Raw genomic sequence first — 17,932 nt, forward strand, 5'->3', positions numbered from 1 at the left:
GTTTTTTATTGTCGGCAGGTTAATGTATGCTCGTAATCAGGTGGTGATTGACGAGCTTGAGGTAAAGTGGTTATGCAAAACAAAAAAATTGCAATCGTGGGCGGTGGTACGGCCGGCTGGTTGGCGGCAAACCATATGGGGCTAGAGCTTGGCACCCGAGAGGGCGTCAGTATTACGGTGATCGAATCTCCCGATATACCCACTATCGGTGTCGGCGAGGGAACTGTCGCCGTGATTCGCAATAGCCTTGAGAAGCTGGGTATTAGTGAAGCGCAATTATTATTGCGCTGCCAAACGACGTTAAAGATGGGGATTAAGTTCGTGGATTGGCTGGCGCCTAAATCAGAGCGCACCGATAACTTTTTTTATCACCCCTTTGACCCACCGTACCCTGCCGGGGTCGATGCCACCGATTACTGGCTTGATAAAGGCAAAACTGGATTTTCACAATTAACCAAGTCCTACCGACTGGCTGAAAAGAACTTAAGCCCCAAGTTAAGGGGGGCAAAACCCTACCGGGGTGAGGTAGGTTATGCCTATCACTTTGATGCGAGAAAATTTGCCGAATTGTTGGCCGAGAATGCCAGAAAACGATTCGGTATTCACTACCAACAGCAAACTGTTACCTCGGCCAACTTGGATGAGAAAGGCTATATTCAATCGCTTAATTATGCTGATGGAAATTGTGAAAGTTTTGATTTTTACGTCGACTGCAGTGGCTTTTCATCGCTCATTATCGGCCAAACTTTGGAAGTGCCCTGGGTGGATAAAAGCGAGCAAATATTGCCGGACCAAGCGCTCGCCCTGCAAGTGCCTACCGCACCCGAGGCGGATCTCGCTCCATACACGACTGCCACAGCACACAGCGCAGGCTGGATTTGGGATATACCACTCACCACAAGGCGCGGAACTGGGTTTGTTTATTCCTCGTCGCATATGACTGAGCAGCAAGCCGTCGCAGATTTTGCTCGCTATCACGGTGAAGACTTTAACGAAAATTACCTTCGAAAAATTCCGATGAAAACCGGTTACCGTCGATCTTTTTGGCAAAAAAATTGTGTGGCGCTAGGGTTGGCGCAAGGCTTCGTCGAGCCACTGGAAGCAACGTCTATAGTGATTACCGATTACTGCGCCGCCCTGATCGCGCGATTGTTGCCAGAGCGGCAAGAAGACATGCCAGCACGCTCACAACAAGTTAATCGGCGAGTGGAGTACATTTGGGAGCGCGTGATTGACTTTATCCAGCTGCACTATTGCATTTCAGATCGCAGAGACAGCAACTTTTGGCGCGACTGCACCGACCGGGCGGTCATGTCGGATGTCTTGCAAGAAAGATTGGCGTTGTGGGAAACCTATACCCCAATGCTGTACGACTTTTCGGCTGATATCGAATTTTTTCAACGCGAAAGCTATCTTTGCATACTTTATGGCATGGAATATTCTACACGCCCAGTGGGGCGTCTCAGTGACTACGATGTCTTCGTGGAGTCTAAAATAAGGGAGCATGCCCACACGGTCGATCAACTGGAGCGCTCATTAATTGGTCAGCGTCAATGGCTTAATGAGCTATATGCATACGCCGCTCATGCCCAAAAAACATCGTAACGCGTTAGAATAGAGTGTGGCCCACAGGACTCATCCGAGGGCCTTAACGCAAGAGTACAGTTATCGTGCAGATTAGTCCCGGCCTATACCGCCATTATAAAGGCGGTGAATATTTTGTTTACCGCATTGCCACCCACAGTGAGACGAATGAGAGCTTAGTTGTTTATCGCTGCTTGTATGGAGACTTCTCTTGGTGGGTGCGCCCACTTACGATGTTTACCGAGTCGGTTACGCTTGAAGCTGGCCAGCAGCCGCGTTTTGCTTTTGTCTGCCCGATGAGTGTGAACGAGGCCGAGCGCCGTGCCTCAGGTGAAAGCCTTGAAGTACAGGCGTCGGCGGAGGATGCGCGCTTTATGGCGGAGGCCATCAAGCTTGCCGAACGCGCCTCGGATAACGACGAAGTGCCCGTGGGAGCGGTGGTGGTTCAAGATGGCCAAATTGTCGGGCGCGGGTATAACCGGCCTATTGGCGGTTGCGATCCGACCGCCCACGCCGAAATGATGGCGCTGCGCGAGGCGGCCCGTCATCTGCAAAATTATCGCCTCAATGATTGCACTTTATACGTCACTTTAGAGCCCTGCACCATGTGTGTGGGCGCGATGGTGCACTCACGTATTGGCCGGCTTGTATTCGGTGCCAATGAACCTAAAGCCGGTGTGGTACAAAGCCAGGCGCAATTGTTGGAGGCGCCGCACTTTAATCATCAGATTTGTGTCACCCCAGGGGTAGAACGCGCGGCTTGCCAGGCTCAGTTGCAAGGCTTTTTTAAACGCCGCCGAGCTGAAAAAAAGCGCGACGGCGCAGATAAACTCGATTAAAGGTTCGGGCTAATACTTTCTTGATGCGGCTCCCCCACATCATTAATAGGGGCAGCACCTATACGGCTGATCGTACGCGCCGGGGGCACACCCACCGGGTTACAGTTTTTGAGCGTCACCCGGCCTTGCAAGACATTACCTTTGGAGTATTCCGAAAAGTGGCAGGTATTGGTTTTGGGGTCGTAGTTTTCCACCCATAAATGGTCGTCTTTCCAGGTGGTGGCGATATGCTGCTGGCCATCGGGCACTTTAATCGTCATCACTCCGCCGTAACGCTTTACAAAGAGTTGTTCAAAGTGAAAATAATAGGCGGCCCAGCCACCGATAAAAATCACAAGTGCACCAATAATCGCGCTGCGCCAGAAGTTGTTTTTGCCCAGAAAAATAAGTACCAGCATCGCTAAAGTAATCACGACACCCCAGTAGAGGTAGGTAACCATAGGTAGATCCTTTGCAAAAGAATGAGTGTTGCGTGCGAGCCTAGAGGTTGTCGGTTTGGTTTTACAAAACGGACATAGGCATTAAAGCGGAATCATCAGGTTCTTCCGGCAACTCGGGGGTGTCTATATTATCGGAACCTGCGGCCATGGCTAGGCGACGCTGTTCTTGTTGGTCGTGCCAGGCAATGATGTCGCGATATTTGAAAATATTATTAGCGTACTTTACAGGTTCCCAGCCCCGGGCGTAACCATATTTTAGGCCGCTGTAATATTTGCGTTTGGCCAGTTTGGGCAGGTGCTTTTGTACATCTTCCCATAGGTCAGGGTTGTCCCCCAGGTGCTGAGTAAGGCGACGGGCATCTTCTAAATGGCCCATACCTACGTTGTAAGCGGCTAGTGCCAGCAATGTGCGATCAGGCTCACTGATACGGGCGGGAATGCGCTCGTAAAGTGATTTTAAATAACGGGCACCGCCGCGAATACTCTGCTCTGGGTCAAGTCGGTTTTTAATTCCCAGCTCGCGCGCTGTAGTCAGAGTCAGCATCATTAAACCGCGCACCCCGGTGTGCGAACGAGCTGATGGGTCCCAGTGGGATTCTTGATAGCTCATGGCCGCCAGCAATTGCCAGCTTAGCCCAGTTTCTTCAGCCACTGCCTGCATGGTGTCTTGCCACTGCGGCAGGCGACTTTCCAAACGATGGGTAAAGAGTAAGGCGCCACTGGTGCTGACCCGATCGGTGGTGTCAAAGTATTCATAAGCAAGTGCTTCGAGTTGGTCGTTCTCCTCCAGCATTTGCAAATAAGCTTGAGCTTGGTCGAGCAGTGAGCGATCCGCTTGGCGAGTAAAAGCCCACCCCAGTTGCTCTGCCTCGCCGAGTTCAAAAGCTAGCTGTGCTTTGGGAAAAGTCTGGGCATTAATAGCGTAGGCGTTAGAGTCGACAATGGCGTAATCGATTTCACCCCGGTGCACCATCTCCAATAAGTCGATCATCTCCAGGCTGCTTTGCTCGCGCCAACTAAGCTCGGGATATTCTGCCTGTAGCTCGCGCAGTCGCTCCACATGGGAGGAGCCTCCGATCACCAATAAGTCGCCATCTAAATCGGCGATGGATTTAGGTTTGGGAGCTCCACGGCGGTAGATCAATTGTTGTGTGACTTCGAGGTAGGGCTGGGTAAATAGCACTTTGCGAGCGCGTTGAGGGGTAATGCTGAGCCCGGCGGCGGCTAAATTCGCTTGGCCGGCTTCTATACGGCGCAACATGTTGGCGAGGCTCGCCTCGTCGAGGAGCTCGAGCTCAACGCCAAGGTAGTCCGCAAAGCCTTGCAGCAACGCGTACTCAAAGCCGGTTTTACCGTGAGGCCCCTCGTAATAAGTGGTGGGTCCATTGCGCGATAGTACCTTGAGCGTACCGGTCTGTAATACTTGCTCCAGCACTGTGGGCGGGCGACTGGCGCCAAGCATGGAGCAAAGCATGATCAGTAGAGTGCTAAATAAAAGCCGACGCGCTCTTATGCGCGCGGGGTTAAGCCGCGCGGGAAGAGTATCAATATAATGTCTGACGGCAGCTAACAGCATGCAAAACAGCCTTCCGGGCATTACCGGCCAAGTGATCAGGGCTCTGACAACGTCAGAACCATATCATTCCAAGGTAATAATGCGCTTAGTGTGCAAAATTTGCGCAATTCTACCCATTATGAGTGTGATGTACCAGCTTGAATCGGGCTCACTTTTCTAGTAGGGCTGTTTAAATTTTAGTCGAAAGTAGCGTCTGCGTCTTAAATCAAATGGCAGTAAGCAACTCCATATTAAACAGGTTTTGGTTATGGCAGGCCTGATCGCGCTGGTAAGAGGGAAAAAGGTTAGGTATTTAATGGGGGAAAGCTGCCAATGTTGATCAATTCAAGTACAATGTCGGCCCTCTCAAGGCTGCCCCCCAGCTTGAGCCGACAACGGACTGACGTTGGCAACGGATGTTAATTAGGGCAGCACTATGTGTACACAACACCACCTGCAAGCTTGAGGTTGCTACTCACTATGCAAATACTGCCCGGTGCACCCGCACTTTCACCTTTTCGTACTCAAAAATTGCTCACCAGCCTGCAAAGCGTTGCGCCCGGTGTGACAGGCGTTGCCGCTGAGTTTACCCATTTTGCCGATTTGGCAGCCCCGCTCAGCGATACCGAGCTAGAGGTGCTGGGTCAACTGTTAGCTTACGGCCCGCGTATGGATGAGGTGTCCCACAGCGGTGAATTATTCTTAGTAGTGCCGCGCTTCGGCACGATTTCGCCTTGGTCATCCAAAGCCACCGATATTGCCCATAACAGCGGCTTGATGAGCGTTAATCGCCTCGAGCGCGGTGTCAGTTATCACCTGCAGGGCAGCATTGAAAGTTCACAGCGAGCTGCGGTGATTGCATTGCTGCACGACCGAATGGTCGAGACGGTGCTGACCGACTCGGCACTGGCCAGCGGCTTGTTCGATCACGCAGAGCCTGCCGAGCAAACTCGGGTGGATATCTTGGCGGGCGGTCGCGATGCGCTTGCCGCTGCCAACCGCGAGCTGGGCTTAGCCTTAGCCGATGATGAAATTGACTATCTGGTGGAAAACTTCCAAAAGCTGGGGCGCAACCCCGTGGATGTGGAGCTGATGATGTTTGCTCAGGCCAACTCTGAGCACTGTCGGCATAAAATCTTTAATGCCAGCTGGACCTTGGATGGCGAAGAGCAGCCGCGCAGCTTGTTTAAAATGATCAAAAATACCTTTGAGTGCGGTGGCGAAGGCGTTGTGTCGGCTTATGCCGATAACGCGGCGGTGGTTACCGGACCCGAAGCGGGGCGCTTTTACCCCGACCCCGACAGCGGTGAATACCGTTACAGCACAGAAAATATCAACTTGTTGATGAAGGTAGAGACCCACAATCACCCCACAGCCATTTCTCCTTTTGCCGGCGCCGGTACCGGTGCCGGTGGTGAGATTCGCGATGAAGGTGCGGTGGGACGCGGTTCTAAGCCAAAGGTAGGTCTTAATGGGTTTACCGTCTCTAACCTTAATATCCCTTCATTTATTCAGCCCTGGGAGCAGGATTACGGCAAACCGGACCGCATTGTCAGTGCGCTGGATATTATGCTTGAAGGCCCCATTGGCGGCGCCGCATTTAACAATGAATTTGGTCGCCCCAATATCTGCGGTTACTTCCGCACCTTTGAAGAAGATTATGACGGCGAGCGCCGCGGCTATCATAAGCCGATTATGCTGGCCGGTGGTTACGGCAATATTCGCAGTGAGCACGTAGACAAACCCCCATTTGAGCCCGGCTGCAAGCTGGTCGTGTTGGGCGGCCCGGCCATGTTGATTGGTTTGGGCGGCGGCGCCGCCTCGTCCATGGACTCGGGCAGCTCGTCAGAGGACCTGGATTTCGCCTCGGTGCAACGCCAGAACCCGGAAATCGAGCGTCGCAGTCAGGAAGTTATCGACCGCTGTTGGCAGCTGGGTGAACAAAACCCCATTGCCTTTATTCACGATGTGGGTGCCGGTGGTTTGTCCAACGCCTTCCCAGAGCTGGTCAAAGACGGTGGTTGCGGTGGTCGATTTGAGCTGCGCGACGTACCTAACGATGAGCCGAGCATGAGCCCGCTGGCGATTTGGTGTAACGAGTCGCAAGAGCGCTATGTGTTGGCGATTGCCCCTGAGAACTTAGCCCGCTTCGAGGCCATGTGCGCCCGCGAGCGCGCGCCTTATGCGGTGGTAGGTGAAAGCACCAGCGAGCAACATCTACTGGTCAACGACAAACACTTCGACGCCAAGCCGGTCGATTTGCCGATGTCACTGCTGTTCGGCAAGCCACCTAAGATGCACCGCGAGGCCGAGCGTTACAATCCGGCCACCGAAGCGTTTAATACCGCCGATATCAATATTAATGATGCGGCCGAGCGTGTACTGAAACATCCGACAGTGGCAAGCAAGAGCTTTTTGATCACCATCGGCGACCGCTCGGTTACCGGTCAAGTAGTGCGTGATCAAATGGTTGGTCCTTGGCAAATACCGGTAGCCGACTGCGCCATTACCACCGTGAGTTACGACACCAATCTCGGTGAGGCCATGAGTATCGGTGAGCGAACTCCCACCGCATTGCTCAATGCACCGGCATCAGGTCGCATGGCGATCGGTGAAGCGCTCACCAATATTGCCTGCGCTCCGATTGCGGATATTAAAGACATTAAACTGTCGGCCAACTGGATGTGTGCGGCCGGCCACAAAGGCGAAGATGAAAAGCTGTATCGCACGGTAGAAGCCGTGGGTATGGAGCTTTGTCCCGCTCTGGGTCTAACCATTCCGGTGGGCAAAGACTCCATGTCAATGCGCACCGCTTGGCAAGACGAGAGTACGGATAAAGCCGTGACGGCGCCTTTGTCGCTGATTATCTCGGCCTTTACCCCTGTGTCCGATGTGCGCAAAGCGGTGACGCCGCAGTTGCGCACCGATCAGGGTGAAACTGAACTGTTATTGATTGACTTGGGCGCCGGACAAAACCGTTTGGGCGGTTCAATACTGGCGCAAACCTACAATCAGCTGGGTGAAGATCCGGCCGATGTCGATGACGCCGAGCGATTAAAGGGCTTCTTTGAGGCGATGCAAAAAGCATTGGCGGACGAGCTAGTCATTGCCTACCATGACCGTTCCGATGGCGGCTTGTTGGCTACTCTGGCAGAGATGATGTTTGCCGGGCACTGTGGGCTCGATGCCAACCTCGATGGTTTGGGGGAATGCCCACTGGCAGCGTTGTTTAACGAAGAGCTGGGTGCAGTTCTGCAAGTGGCTAAGGCCAATACCGATAAGGTTAAAGCCCTGCTGGCCGATGCCGGATTGGCGCAGTGCACACATTCTATTGGCTCGTTAAACGACGATGATTGGCTGCGAATTGCCCACAATGGCGAACAAGTTATTGATCAATCGCGGGTGATTTTGCAAAGCCTGTGGAGTGAAACCAGCTACCAACTGCAATCGCTGCGCGATAACCCAGACTGCGCGCGCCAAGAATTTGAAAGCATTATGGCGGCAGACCCGGGTTTATCGGCCAAGCTTACCTACGATATTAACCAAGATGTCGCCGCACCTTATATCAACACCGGTGAGCGCCCGCGCTTAGCCGTACTGCGCGAGCAGGGTGTGAATGGCCATGTGGAAATGGCAGCGGCTTTTGATCGCGCCGGTTTTAATGCAGTCGATGTGCACATGAGCGACTTGTTGGCCGGTCGCGTTAGCTTAGAAACCTTTAAAGGGTTGGTCGCCTGTGGTGGCTTCTCCTACGGTGATGTTCTCGGCGCCGGTGAAGGCTGGGCCAAAACGGTACTGTTTAATAATCAGGTGCGCGATCAGTTCCAGCAGTTCTTCCACCGCGACGATACCTTCAGCTTGGGTGTTTGCAACGGTTGTCAGATGATGTCCAACCTCAAGGGGCTGATTCCCGGCGCCGACCACTGGCCGCGTTTTGTACGCAATTTGTCAGAACAATTTGAAGCGCGCGTATCACTGGTGAAAATCGAGCAGTCACCCTCGGTGTTGTTTAGCGGTATGGCCGGTTCCCACTTACCAGTGGCTGTTGCCCACGGTGAAGGTCGCGCTGAGTTTGCCGATAATGCAGCCATGAGCGGGTGTGATACCAGCGGCAAAGTAGCCATGCGTTACCTGGACAACAGCCTGGCGGTCACCGAGCAATATCCGGCTAACCCTAACGGTTCGCCTTTGGGGATAACCAGTGTGACCAGCGACGATGGTCGCGCCACCATTATGATGCCGCACCCTGAGCGGGTCTTCCGTGCGGTGACCAACTCCTGGCGCCCAGACGACTGGCAAGAAGACGGCGCCTGGCTGCGTTTATTCCGCAACGCGCGGGTATTTGTCGATTAGTCGTGTCGCAAGCATAAAAAAACGGGCCCAGGCGGCCCGTTTTTTTTGGTCATATTTCCGCAGCTCTCAAGATTGCACTAATCTCTCCGGTTTTCTCTGAGTGGCCCCTCAGCCTGCAAATTTTCGCGCTTTTCGACTTAGCGCATCGCGCCTTCCTGAACCATACTGACTCTGATGGGCTTGGCCTTAATGGATATAGGTTCAGGCTATTAGGCTGGTTGGTAATTAAAATTTAATTAATGGCTGCCACAGTTTTATAGTTTATCCAATGACTGAATAAACCCCCAATTGGAATTAGGAGAAAAATGATGAGTGCAACCAACGCCCCGGGCCAAGGTGGATGCCCCGTAATGCACGGCTCACGGACCAAACTTTCAAGCGAGCGTATCGGCAATGATCACTGGTGGCCGAATCAGCTGAACCTGAATATCCTGCATCAAAACCACCCGGCGGCCAATCCGCTGGGGGAGTCTTTTGATTACGCTAAAGCGTTTAGCGAGCTGGATTTACCCGCCGTTAAAGCCGATATCGAAGCGCTGCTAAAAGATTCGCAAGATTGGTGGCCGGCCGATTACGGTCACTATGGCCCCTTTATGATTCGTATGGCCTGGCACAGTGCGGGCACCTACCGTATGGGCGATGGCCGCGGCGGCGCGCGCACGGGTACCCAGCGCTTTGCCCCTCTCAACAGCTGGCCCGATAACGGCAACCTGGATAAGGCGCGCCGTTTGTTGTGGCCCATCAAGAAAAAATATGGCAACCAGCTTTCTTGGGCTGACTTAATTATTTTAACCGGTAATGTCGCGCTGGAGTCTATGGGCTTTGAAACCTTCGGCTTTGCCGGTGGCCGGGAAGACGTGTATCAGCCCGAAGAGGATATCTACTGGGGCGCCGAAAAAGAGTGGCTGGCCACCAGCGATAAAGAAGGCAGCCGCTACAGTGGCGAGCGCAATTTGGAAAATCCACTGGCCGCCGTGCAAATGGGCCTGATTTATGTCAACCCAGAGGGGCCAGACGGCAATCCAGACCCTCTGGCATCGGCGCGCGATATTCGCGAAACCTTCAGCCGAATGGCGATGGACGATTACGAAACCGTTGCCCTAACCGCCGGCGGCCACACCTTCGGTAAAACTCACGGTGCGGGCGACGCCGCGCATGTTGGAACGGATCCAGAGGCCTCCCCCATGGAGCAAATGGGGCTCGGTTGGATTAGCACCCATGGCAGCGGTAAGGGGCGTGACACCATTACCAGTGGCCTGGAAGGCGCCTGGACGCCCACGCCCACACAGTGGGATATGAGCTACTTCGATGTGTTGTTCGGTTACGACTGGAAATTGGCAAAAAGCCCCGCCGGCGCGCATATCTGGGTGCCTGAAAATCTGGCCGAAAAAGACCATGCACCGGATGCCGAAGATACCAATAAGCGGGTCGGTATTATGATGTCCACGGCGGATATGGCGATGCGTGAAGACCCGGAGTATCGCAAAATCTCCGAGCACTTCCACCAAAACCCGGACGAATTTGCCGACGCCTTTGCCCGCGCCTGGTTCAAATTAACCCACCGCGATATGGGGCCAAAAGCGCGCTACCTTGGGCCCGAAGTGCCGGCGGAAGATTTAATCTGGCAAGACCCTGTTCCCGAGGTTGATTATGAGCCGGTGAATGATGCCGATGTGGCCGAACTGAAAAAACAAATATTGGCTTCAGGGTTGAGTGTTAGCGAGTTGGTGTACACCGCTTGGTCATCTGCCTCTACCTTCCGTAGCTCAGATATGCGCGGTGGTGCTAACGGTGCGCGAATTCGTCTGGCGCCGCAAAAAGATTGGGCCGTAAACCAGCCCGAGCAATTGGCAAACGTGCTTAATGTATTGGCGGGCATTCAGTCGAGCTTTAACTCCGGCTCTAAACAAGTGTCTATGGCTGACTTAATTGTTTTAGGTGGTGTGGCTGCGATTGAAAAAGCCGCAAGCGATGCCGGCCTTAGCGTGAATGTGCCCTTTAATCCGGGGCGGGGCGATACCACAGACGAGCTGACCGATGCCGAATCATTCCAACCGCTGGAGCCGGAGGCCGACGGCTTTCGCAACTACAGTCGCACCCGTTTCACCACATCGCCGGAAGAAATGCTGGTGGATAAAGCCCAGCTGCTGGGCTTGAGTGCGCCGGAAATGACAGCATTAGTGGGCGGTATGCGCGTACTGGGTGGCAATTATCAAGGCTCAGAGCACGGTGTATTTACCGATAACCCCGGAACCTTGAGTAACGACTTTTTCGTCAACCTGACCGACATCAATACCGAGTGGAAACCCACTGCCGAAGAAGGTATTTACCAAGGCCGGGATATGGCATCCGGCCAGGTTAAGTGGACGGGCACACGGGTCGACTTAGTGTTTGGCTCTAACTCAGTACTGCGCGCCTTAGCTGAGGTTTATGCGCAAGACGATGCCAAAGAGCGTTTTGCACAGGATTTTGTAAACGCCTGGGCAAAGGTGATGGACGCCGATCGGTTTGATCTGAACTAACAGTTTTTGGTCACAAAGAAGCAAAAAGAGCGCTCTTCTGAGCGCTTTTTTTGTGCTTGAATATAAGTGTTTCTTTGCTGTTAACGTACAGCTCTATGGTGGGGTTTAGCCTTATGACAATGATTAACGCATAGGTGATTCGGGCAAAATAATCATATAATGTCGTTATGACTGTAAACGCTATTGATAAACTGTTAAAGCCCAACTCCGTCGCCGTTATTGGCGCCTCTAACCGTGCCAACCGCCCGGGTAATGCGGTGATGCGCAATTTGTTGCAGGCCGCTTTTGCCGGGCCGATTATGCCGGTCAACCCTAAATACAAAGCGGTTAACGGTGTCTTGGCCTATGCCGCTATTGCCGATTTGCCAGTGGTTCCCGATTTGGCGATTATCTGTACCCGGGCCGACCGGGTGCCCGCCATTATCGATGAGCTGGGCGAGCTCGGCTGTCGCAATGCGGTGGTGATAGCGGCCGGGCTGGCCTCCCTCCCCAGCGACACTGACCTTGCCTGCGTGCAAGAGGTCATGCTCGAGCGGGCCCGCCACTGGCAAATGCGAATACTGGGCCCCAACAGTTTGGGCGTTATGGTGCCCGGCATAGGTTTAAATGCGAGCTATGCCCACACCGGAGCCGAGGTTGGCAAAATTGCCTTTGTCAGCCAGTCCTCGGCGGTGTGTACAACGATTCTGGATTGGGCACAAAAGCGCAATATTGGTTTTTCTCATTTTATCGCTCTGGGTGATGCGGCGGATATCGACTTTGCTGAACTGATTGACTATCTCGGGTTGGATGGCAAAACCTCGGCTATCTTGCTCTATGTTGAAAATATACAAAGCGGCCGGCTATTTATGTCTGCCGCCCGCGCGGCGTCCACCAATAAACCTTTGCTTGTGATTAAAACCGGGCACTCGCTCGAGAGCCTAGAGTCGACGGTGAATTTGACTCGCGAACAAATTGGGGCCGACGCCGTTTACGATGCGGCTTTCAAACGCGCCGGTATGTTGCGGGTGGGCGAGCTGCGCGAGTTATTTGCCGCGGTGGAAACTTTGGCCCACGGCAAACCCATTCGCGGTGAACGCTTAACCGTGCTCACCAACGGCGTAGGCCCGGCATTAATGGCTGTCGATACCTTGCTTAGCAACGGCGGGCGGCTGGCACAATTAGGTGAAGCGACCATTGCGCGTTTACAAGACGTGGTGCCTTTGGGAGGGCACAGTGTTAACCCGATTAATTTATTGGGCGACGCTGCGCCAGAGCTGTATCAAGATGCGCTGGACGTATTGCTAGAGGCGCCGGAGGTGGAAAATATTTTGGTTTTGCACTGTCCGTCGGCACTGGTTAGTGGCGAAACCTACGCCAGCAAAGTCATTCAAACGATTAAACGCAAAACCAAAAAAGTCCCCAATGTGTTGGTGGCGTGGATGGGCGAAAGCGCATCGGTGTCGGCGCGCGAGCGCTTCTCAAAAGCGGGTATTGCCTCATTTCGCACGCCCGAGGGTGCCGTGGGGGCATTTATGCATATGGTGCAATACCGTCGCAATCAGAAGTTGTTGATGGAAACGCCCGACTCCATCCCCGCCGACTTACAATACGATACCCTTGCGGCGCGCACGCTGGTTGCCAAAGTCTATCAAAGTGGTAGTAAGCAGTTATCACCCGAAGACTCGGTAGCACTGCTTGAGGCTTACGGTGTGCACACCGTACCGACCTCTACCGCCCATCGGGTAGAAGACCTGGCCGCCCAGGCGGAAATGCTCGGCTTTCCGGTCGCACTAAAAATCATTTCGCCCGATATTATTCACAAGTCCGATGTGGGGGGCGTGGTGCTCAATCTGCACTCGGGCGAGGAGGTCGAGCGCACGGCGGCCAATATGCTGGAGCGAGTCGCGGCGACCTTACCCAACGCCAAGGTCGAAGGGTTTACCCTACAGCATATGGCGCGCCGCGCCGGTGCGCACGAAATTCGAATTGCGGTAAAAAATGACCCGGTATTTGGCCCGGTAATTTTACTGGGCGAAGGCGGCTCAGAACTGGATACCGAACGCCACAGCGTGGTGGCCCTACCGCCTCTGAACATGGCACTGTCGCGCTATTTGGTGATTCAGGCACTGGCCGAGGGCAAGTTGCGTGATACCAACTTACAGCAGCCGCTTGATCGCCACGCATTGAGTGTATTGCTCACTCAGGTTAATCAAATGGTGATTGACCACCCCGAGATACACGAGCTGGATATAAATCCGGCACTGGCGGCGGGGGGCGAGATGACCGTGGTTGATATCAGTGTACGTTTAGGCGACCCCAGCGCACGCAGCCTGGCCATTCGCCCTTACCCCAAACAGCTGGAAGAGTTGGTTACCCTTAAGTCGGGGCGTCAGGTTATTCTGCGCCCCATCCGGCCTGAAGATGAAGCCACCCATAAAGAGTTTGACCGCAAGCTAACACCGGAGGATCGCTATAACCGCTATTTTGCCGAGCTGCCGAGCTTGGGGCATGAGCAATTGGCCCGCCAAACACAGATCGATTACGACCGGGAAATGGCGTTTATTGCCAGTGCAAAAAATACGCAGGGGGGCTTCGAAACCTTAGGCGTGGTTCGGGTACTTATGGACCCGGACAATATCGAAGGTGAATTTGCGGTTATTGTGCGCTCCGATACCAAAGGGCAGGGGCTGGGTAAAATCCTTTTGCAGAAAATGCTGCATTACTGCCGCGAATGTGGCGTTGCGCGTATTAGCGGTGAAACCATGCTGCAAAACCACGGCATGGCGGGCTTGGCGCGCTCATTGGGTTTTCAGGTGAAGCGCGATATTGAAGAGGGCATCATCACTATGGGTTATGAGTTTGTTGATTAATGGTTGCCACCCGCTTTCAGCTGCATTAATGCAATTATAATCGCTCTTAAAAACACTCGTAATTTGCTTTATTTAAATTGGCTATCGAATGATTGAAATCTTAAAGCAAGACCCAATAATCGTTACCTGCTTGCTAGTTACACTGGTGTTGGCTTGGTTTATCTTATTAATGCAAGCGCTCCTACACGAAGCTAAAGTTGCAATAATAGGAATCTTTGCCAGTGCTTTGTTAATGTTTAATATGAGCATGTCGGGTGTGGCTGCGGTTTATCTTTTTTGGCTGGCTTTGAGCATTAAACTGCTGTTTATCATTTTATTTGGACGCAAGCACTATCGTAAGCCTTACTTCTATCTGCCGGTATTGGTTATGTCTGCCGTACTGCTATTTGCTTTCATTGTTACAGCGATTTCTGTCGAATGATTTCCTGCGCTCAACACGATTTACTTGAGCTGGCTTGTATGCACAGTTATCGGCTGCAGCTGAGCTTAGTGAGTGGGGCTGTCATTGAGGGGGTGGCTTATAACACGGGTTACGATGAGCGTCGTCGGGAGTGTCTTGAGTTGCGATTAAAGAGTGGCGATAAGCAGGTTCCTCTGGAGGATATTGTCATCATTAAGGCGTTGTCCGATGGGGCAGCTTTTGCAGTGATTAGATTTCTCTGAATTTGTGTGATATTGATATTATTTTGCATCCTAAAACGAGAGGTTCGAAGTTTTATAGGAGCCGTCAAGGCGGTTTTTTATATGCCCGTGTCGCCGGGCGTGGCGAGTTACTTTTCTTTGTTTGGGCAAAGCAAAGTAACCAAAAGAAAGCCCACCCGCACATCTCAGCCCTTCGGGTTCCCTCACACCGGTTGATTTCGGTGGTCGGAAAAAATCGCGCTCCCCCGCGCTTTTCCTTAATCGCGCGTCCATGCGCGATTAACCACCAAAATCAACCGGCATTCGGCTGGATGAGATGGGGATTGGGGACTTCGTAGCGGGTATTGTTTTTGCGTCAGACATCAGACATCAGACGTCCGACCTCAGACACTCACACCATCCATGTGCAATTAACCCACAAAATTAGCTCGAATTCGGCTGGATGTGATGGGGGAGGGGCCTTCGTAGCGAGTTTGGTTTTTGCGTCAGGCATCGGACGTCCGGCCTCAGACACTCACATCATCCATGCGCGATTAACCACCAAAATCAATCGGCATTCGGCTGGATGAGATGGGGATTGGGGACTTCGTAGCGAGTTTGGTTTTTGCGTCGGACATCAGACGTCCGACCTCAGACACTCAGACCATCCATGTGCAATTAACCCACAGAATTGGCTCGAATTCGGCTGGATGAGATGGGGAAGGGGACTTCGTAGCGGGTTTTGTTTTTGCGTCAGACATCAAAATCAAACTAGGTACTACGTCAAATTCAATGCTGAACATGAGACGGCTTACTTTCGAATCCTCAATTTCTAGCCATATTTTCTATATTTCGCTGGTTTTTCATGGGTTTAAGAGCCTAAGTTCACGAGACTTAATAAACATGATACATTGCCGGTTATTGTTCAAGTTGGCTTCTTTACCTTTCTGTAAAAATGCGCCAATTTAAAGGAAATAATATAAAATACAGTGAGTTGTGGCGAGTTTTTAAAAACAATCTAGGCGTGATACATTGCCAGGCGCATTTTTCAACTCGCACATTAATAAGCTGTTAAATTACACCATGGAGTCAGGCTCTATCAAAACTCTAGCATTCATTGATGAATCAGGAAATACGGATTTAGATACCGCCAAGCGCGATGTGTCCAAGTATTTCATCGTGTGTGCAGTGATTGTTGATGATGAAAAATCTGAATCGTTAATGCAGGAAGTTGATTCTATTCGGAAAAAATATTTTCAAACAGGCGAGATAAAGTCGAGTAGCGTCAGAGATAGAGACGGTCATTCTCGTCGTATAAAAATACTTGAAAGCATATTGGGCTTAGATTTCAAGTTTTACGCAGTAGCTGTAGAGAAGGATGCTTTAAGTCGTGACGGAGGGTTTCAGTATAAAAGGTCGTTTTTAAAATTTATCAATGGCCTTTTGTATAAGCAGTTGTTTGAAAATTTCCCTAGCATTGCGGTATTTGCAGATGAGCATGGCGGTGATGAGTTCAAACTCAGCTTTCAGAAATATATTGAGAAAAATCATAAGCCAGACCTTTTCTGGGATTCTGAATTAAATTTGGTCTCAAGCCACGACAATATATTGGTTCAATTGGCTGACTTTCTTGTTGGTACGCTTGCAAAGGTATACGAAGGTAAGTCTAATCCGGCGTTGCTGGAAGGTTATAGGTCGCTACTTAAATCAAAGGCATTAGATATTAAGGAGTGGCCAACTAAGCATCAGGCATATTTCGAGCCTGACAAAACTAGCAAAGAGTATGATCGGTTCATTCATTCACATGCACTTTCTAAAGCCGAAATATATGTTGAAAATCACCGTAAATATAGTGATGAGGAAACAAGGCTCCAGGTATGTGTTTTGAATCATCTATTATTTAAAAGTCGACTGTCATCCGATGACGACTATATCCCAACTAGGTGTTTACTGGATCATTTGGAGAGCTGTGGTTTTAGCGATGTTTCAGAGCAAGCAATTCGGTCCCAAATTGTGTCAAAGTTGAGGGATAAAGATGTGATAATAGCCAGCTGTAATCGGGGCTATAAGCTACCTAGCAGTTATGCAGACCTAGTTGACTTCGTGGAGCGAGTGAATAGTCTAGTTCTACCTCTTTTAGAGCGTCTTAACAAAGCTAGAAATAGTTATTTGGTTGCTAGTAAAGGTGACGTGGATTTATTAAAAGGCACTAAGTATCCTGAATTGGTTGAGTTCTTACGGATACTCGAAAAATAATTTAACAAACCGCTCCAGTCTGACGGCTGGTACTACGCGCCTTTTGTGTTACTCGCTGGCGCTCAAACATTAACACAACGCCGCTCCGTACCAGCCGCAGCTGAGCGGGGCGTTAGGGTTTCTCCGTGCGCATACTACCGCTCATTGCTACTTTGCTGCTCTTTTCGTTCGGAGTCTCAATGGCACAAACCAGCAGCCCAGAGATGCAATTGCACATTGCAGCCGGTTCAAACGATACGAAGACGATAGGCGTGCTGATCAAACAGGGTGTTTTGATTGATGCTGTAATCAATGGTAGCGTAACTCCGCTTATGACCGCAGCAAACAATGGAGCAACATCAGCCGTTGAAGATTTAATAAATCGTGGCGCAGATGTGAATCGGAAAACAAAAGCTCAGTGGACGGCACTTCTTTACGCAGCTGAGTATGGCAATGGCCCTGCATTAGAAGTCCTTCTGAAAAACGGAGCGGATATAAACGCCGTGCTCGCTGGCGGTGAAAGCGCACTTGTTCAAGCCTGTTTCAGAAAACGCCACGAGGTTGCGAACAAGCTAGTACAAGCAGGAATTAGTGTAAATTTGACTTCGAAAATTGGACTTACCGGCGGCATTGTTTGCGCCGATGCAGGTTACGTAGATGTCCTTGGGAATCTAGCTGCACGTGGAGAAAACTTAAATGCTTCGAATGCGTACGGCGAAACTGCACTAATTCGTGCAGCAATACAAGGGCACACTCATGTGGTTAAGTTTCTGGTTTCCAAGGGCGTGAACGTCAATTTAAAAGATAACCAAGGGAAGACTGCCGCCATGTGGGCAGTCGAGAATGGGCACACCGATGTTGTTAAAGCACTTCAACCAAAAACCCAATAATTCAATCCAGGGGGCTTGCGTCAATCTGCCTCGAAGATTTC

11 protein-coding genes and 1 pseudogene are annotated in these 17,932 nt (G+C 51.6%); 10 read left to right on the forward strand and 2 right to left on the reverse strand.

Annotation, left to right across the window (positions count from 1 at the left end):
• Positions 1 to 72 precede the first annotated feature (72 nt).
• The 3 genes and pseudogenes from Q4526_RS02350 (at position 73) to tadA (ending at position 2,423) form a co-directional block, all read left to right on the forward strand.
• The gene (locus Q4526_RS02350) at positions 73 to 1,605 is read left to right on the forward strand and encodes a tryptophan halogenase family protein (RefSeq protein WP_215975132.1); all 1,533 of its coding nucleotides are present in this window, start codon (positions 73 to 75) and stop codon (positions 1,603 to 1,605) included.
• Between the two features lie 65 nt (positions 1,606 to 1,670).
• Positions 1,671 to 1,874, forward strand: a pseudogene (locus Q4526_RS02355) (DUF1653 domain-containing protein); the annotation flags it as partial.
• A gap of 6 nt (positions 1,875 to 1,880) precedes the next feature.
• On the forward strand, positions 1,881 to 2,423 hold the full coding sequence (gene tadA, locus Q4526_RS02360) for a tRNA adenosine(34) deaminase TadA (RefSeq protein WP_215975178.1): 543 nt from the start codon (positions 1,881 to 1,883) through the stop codon (positions 2,421 to 2,423).
• Here tadA and Q4526_RS02365 read toward each other — a convergent pair.
• Complete coding sequence (locus tag Q4526_RS02365) at positions 2,420 to 2,863, reverse strand: hypothetical protein (RefSeq protein ID WP_303604336.1); 444 nt, start codon at positions 2,861 to 2,863, stop codon at positions 2,420 to 2,422. The two genes, tadA and Q4526_RS02365, sit on opposite strands and share 4 nt — an antisense overlap.
• A 61-nt stretch (positions 2,864 to 2,924) precedes the next feature.
• Positions 2,925 to 4,439 (reverse strand): membrane-bound lytic murein transglycosylase MltF, encoded by a 1,515-nt coding sequence (gene mltF / locus Q4526_RS02370; RefSeq protein WP_215975133.1) that lies wholly within the window; start codon positions 4,437 to 4,439, stop codon positions 2,925 to 2,927.
• A gap of 459 nt (positions 4,440 to 4,898) precedes the next feature.
• On the opposite strand from mltF, the gene purL reads away from it, so the two are divergent.
• The 7 genes from purL (at position 4,899) to Q4526_RS02405 (ending at position 17,891) form a co-directional block, all read left to right on the forward strand.
• Complete coding sequence (purL, locus tag Q4526_RS02375; RefSeq protein ID WP_215975134.1) at positions 4,899 to 8,771, forward strand: phosphoribosylformylglycinamidine synthase; 3,873 nt, start codon at positions 4,899 to 4,901, stop codon at positions 8,769 to 8,771.
• Between the two features lie 308 nt (positions 8,772 to 9,079).
• Entirely contained in the window at positions 9,080 to 11,293 is a 2,214-nt protein-coding gene (katG, locus tag Q4526_RS02380) for a catalase/peroxidase HPI (protein ID WP_215975179.1), read from the forward strand.
• Positions 11,294 to 11,460: 167 nt separating this feature from the next.
• Positions 11,461 to 14,145 carry a bifunctional acetate--CoA ligase family protein/GNAT family N-acetyltransferase gene (locus Q4526_RS02385; protein ID WP_215975135.1) on the forward strand — a complete coding sequence of 895 codons (2,685 nt, stop codon included), beginning with the start codon at positions 11,461 to 11,463 and terminating at the stop codon, positions 14,143 to 14,145.
• Between the two features lie 88 nt (positions 14,146 to 14,233).
• On the forward strand, positions 14,234 to 14,566 hold the full coding sequence (locus Q4526_RS02390) for a hypothetical protein (protein ID WP_215975136.1): 333 nt from the start codon (positions 14,234 to 14,236) through the stop codon (positions 14,564 to 14,566).
• Positions 14,563 to 14,808 carry a Rho-binding antiterminator gene (locus Q4526_RS02395; RefSeq protein ID WP_215975137.1) on the forward strand — a complete coding sequence of 82 codons (246 nt, stop codon included), beginning with the start codon at positions 14,563 to 14,565 and terminating at the stop codon, positions 14,806 to 14,808. The genes Q4526_RS02390 and Q4526_RS02395 overlap by 4 nt, the downstream gene beginning before the upstream one ends.
• A gap of 990 nt (positions 14,809 to 15,798) precedes the next feature.
• The gene (locus Q4526_RS02400) at positions 15,799 to 17,022 is read left to right on the forward strand and encodes a DUF3800 domain-containing protein (protein ID WP_215975138.1); all 1,224 of its coding nucleotides are present in this window, start codon (positions 15,799 to 15,801) and stop codon (positions 17,020 to 17,022) included.
• 179 nt (positions 17,023 to 17,201) lie between these two features.
• A complete protein-coding gene (locus tag Q4526_RS02405) occupies positions 17,202 to 17,891 on the forward strand; it encodes an ankyrin repeat domain-containing protein (RefSeq protein WP_215975139.1) in 690 nt (229 codons plus the stop codon).
• Positions 17,892 to 17,932 lie beyond the last annotated feature (41 nt).

The organism is Gilvimarinus sp. 2_MG-2023 (assembly GCF_030547685.1).
Lineage (GTDB): Bacteria > Pseudomonadota > Gammaproteobacteria > Pseudomonadales > Cellvibrionaceae > Gilvimarinus.